4 protein-coding genes are annotated in these 3,290 nt (G+C 67.7%); all 4 read right to left on the bottom strand.

Going from position 1 to position 3,290, the window contains the following annotated elements; translation table 11 throughout:
• Window positions 1-51: 51 nt before the first annotated feature.
• Entirely contained in the window at window positions 52-633 is a 582-nt protein-coding gene (gene pdxT, locus WA965_RS09635; protein WP_526297622.1) for a pyridoxal 5'-phosphate synthase glutaminase subunit PdxT, read from the bottom strand.
• Window positions 630-1,478 carry an acyl-CoA thioesterase II gene (gene tesB / locus WA965_RS09630; RefSeq protein WP_178358415.1) on the bottom strand — a complete coding sequence of 283 codons (849 nt, stop codon included), beginning with the start codon at window positions 1,476-1,478 and terminating at the stop codon, window positions 630-632. The genes pdxT and tesB overlap by 4 nt, the downstream gene beginning before the upstream one ends.
• A 35-nt stretch (window positions 1,479-1,513) precedes the next feature.
• Window positions 1,514-2,362 (bottom strand): pyridoxal 5'-phosphate synthase lyase subunit PdxS, encoded by an 849-nt coding sequence (gene pdxS / locus WA965_RS09625; protein ID WP_526297654.1) that lies wholly within the window; start codon window positions 2,360-2,362, stop codon window positions 1,514-1,516.
• 159 nt (window positions 2,363-2,521) lie between these two features.
• Window positions 2,522-3,290, bottom strand: a 769-nt coding sequence (locus WA965_RS09620; RefSeq protein WP_526447425.1) for an NUDIX hydrolase, incomplete at its 5' end; no start/stop codon positions are given.

Here is a 3,290-nt window from a genome sequence, read left to right as displayed (position 1 = left end):
CTAGGGCGCGCATCTACACCGTCGGCGGTGCTTTTCCGCGCCCGATGCGGATCAGATCATGTCGACGAACAACTGGTGTACCCGGCGGTCGCCGGTCACCTCGGGATGAAACGCCGTCGCGAGCATGCGACCCTGGCGCACCGCCACTGGGTGTCCGGCCGCCCGCGCGAGCACGTCGACGCCCGCGCCGACACGCTCCACCCACGGCGCCCGGATGAAGACCGCGTGCAGGGGCCCGTCGAGCCCATCGAAGTCGATGTCGTCCTCGAAGGAATCAACCTGACGGCCGAAAGCGTTGCGGCGCACGGTCATATCGATCGCGCTGAGCGGAGTGGCGTCACGCCCGGGCACGCCCGCATCGAGGATCTCGGTGGCCAACAGGATCATCCCGGCACACGATCCGTAGGCGGGCATGCCGTCGGCCAGTCGGGTGCGCAGCGGTTCGAGGAGTTCGAACACCCGCAGCAGGTGGCTCATCGTGGTGGACTCGCCGCCCGGAATGACCAGTGCGTCAACAGAGTCGAGCTCGCCGGCGCGCCGCACCGTCATCGCGTCGGCGCCCGCGGCAGTCAATGCGGCGAGGTGCTCGCGGGTGTCGCCCTGGAGCGCGAGGACACCGATGCGCGGACTCACCCGCGGCCGGGCGTGAAATCGCGAGCGTAGCGGGTCAGACCCTCCTGCATCACCGCCGCGACCATTTCGCCGTACCGGTTGTAGATCTTGCCCTGGGTCAGCGACCGTCCGCCGCAGGCCGACGGGGAGGACTGGTCGTAGAGCAGCCACTCGTCGGCCCGGAACGCGCGCATGAACCACATTGCGTGGTCCAGCGACGCCACCATCAGGTGCCTGCGCTCCTCGGGGTGGTTGACCTGAGCCGAACCCAGCAGCGTCAGGTCACTCATGTAGGCCAGCGCGCAGATGTGGAGGACGTGGTCGTCGGGCAGCGGATCGCGATGCCGGAACCACACCTGCTGCTGGGAGGCCTTGCCCTCGCGCACCCCCAGGAGTTCGCGCGGCACGATGCGCACGTCCCACTCGTCGAACTGCCGGAAGCTGGCGTCGTCGAACACCTTGCTGGCGGACTTGAAGTCGGGGATGTCATCGGGCGGCGGAGCGGCGGGCATCGTGTTCTGATGTTCGATGCCGCTCTGATCGGTCTGGAACGACGCCGACATCGAGAAGATGGTCTCGCCGTGCTGGATCGCGGTCACCCGGCGGGTGCAGAACGAGCCGCCGTCGCGGATCCGTTCCACGGTGTACACCGACGGCGACCGGGCGTCACCCGCCCGCAGGAAGTACCCGTGCAGCGAGTGCACCTGGTACCTCGGATCGACGGTGCGCACCGCAGACACCAGCGACTGGCCTGCGACGTGGCCACCGAACGTGCGCTGCAGAAACCCGGATTCCGGGCTGAAGACACCACCGCGGTAGATGTTGACCTCGATCTGCTCCAGATCGAGAATCTCCTCGATCGCCATCTACCGTTTGCTCTTCGCGCAAGCGCTCATCGACGTCACCAACCGCGTTCGGCGAGCCGGTGCGGCTGCGCGATGTCTTCCACGTTGATTCCGACCATCGCCTCGCCCAGCCCACGCGACACCTTGGCCAGCACGTCGGGATCGTCGTAGAAGGTGGTCGCCTTGACGATCGCGGCGGCCCGATCGGCGGGGTTGCCGGCCTTGAAGATGCCGGAGCCGACGAAGACGCCTTCCGCCCCGAGTTGCATCATCATCGCCGCGTCGGCCGGCGTGGCGATGCCGCCTGCGGTGAACAGCGTGACGGGCAGCTTGCCGGCCCGCGCCACTTCGACGACGAGATCGTATGGTGCCTGCAATTCCTTTGCGGCTACGTACAGTTCGTCCTCGGACAACGACGTGAGGCGACGGATCTCGCCACCGATCTTGCGCATGTGCGTCGTGGCGTTGGACACGTCCCCGGTGCCGGCTTCGCCCTTGGACCGGATCATCGCCGCGCCCTCGGTGATGCGGCGCAGCGCCTCACCCAGGTTGGTCGCCCCGCAGACGAACGGAACGGTGAACTTCCACTTGTCGATGTGGTGGGCATAGTCCGCCGGTGTCAGCACCTCGGACTCGTCGACATAGTCGACGCCGAGGCTCTGCAGGATCTGCGCCTCCACGAAGTGCCCGATACGGGCCTTGGCCATCACCGGAATCGTGACGGCGGCGATGATGCCCTCGATCATGTCGGGATCGCTCATCCGCGACACCCCACCCTGGGCGCGGATGTCTGCGGGGACGCGTTCGAGCGCCATCACTGCGACAGCCCCCGCGGATTCGGCGATGCGGGCCTGCTCCGGGGTGACGACGTCCATGATGACGCCACCCTTGAGCATCTCGGCCATGCCACGCTTGACCCGCGCTGTGCCGCGAGCGGGTGATGCCCCCGGGCCTGCCCCAGGCGTTTCGGATTCCACCGTGATCTCCTTCAATCGCTACTGATCCAGTCTAGATGCGACGGCAAATGCGATTGATCCGGTGGGCACGCGTGCCGACACCGCATGTCACCTGATCAATTGCAGCGGCCTCGCTGGTGCCGCATCCACGGTGTCGGCCAGCGCGCTCGCCTCGTCGAGGAGCTCGCCCAACTGCACCGGGTACACGGTCTCGCCGTTGGCGACCAGTTCGCCGATCATTGTCGCATCGCACCACCTGTGATCCTGAATGTAGGTCCGCTCCAGACCGGAGCGACCGGAGTCCGACGGTTCGAAGCGAGTCGTCCGGTGCACGAAGTACATCTCCTCACTGCGGATCACCGACCCGTTGAAGTCGATGACGGCGTCGCGGCACCAGACCGGACCGACCATGTCGCCCGGGTCCACCCGCAGACCGGTCTCCTCCTCCAGTTCGCGGGCCGCCGTCTGAGCCAGCGACTCCCCCGCTTGAGCTGCACCACCGATCGTGAACCACCACCGCGGTGCGGGCGTAGCCCCACCGGCGGCCGCCGGATCCGAGCCGCACAACAACAGCACGGCGCCGGAGTCGTCGAGCAGGACTACCCGCGCCGACGTCCGCCTGTTCACCGGGACCTCCTCGCGCGTCGACCGCGCCCCACCCTCGGAGATCTCGAAATAGGTTGGCAGCGCCGCTGTTCCGCCGAGCCTCAGCACGCGCACCGCGGGCCGCTCGCGCAGCGCCAGAGTGTCGCGAACCGCGTCGTTGTGGAAGCGTCGCGCCAGCAGGACGCGGGCCTCCGCGTCGGCCAATTCGGCCACCAGAGCGGGCGGCAGCGATGCCGGATCCACCCGCGCCAGCGCTCCCGACAGCTCGTTC

This window comes from Mycobacterium sp. (genome assembly GCF_049683935.1).
GTDB lineage: Bacteria > Actinomycetota > Actinomycetes > Mycobacteriales > Mycobacteriaceae > Mycobacterium.
This window is presented reverse-complemented; position numbering and strand designations above follow the sequence as displayed.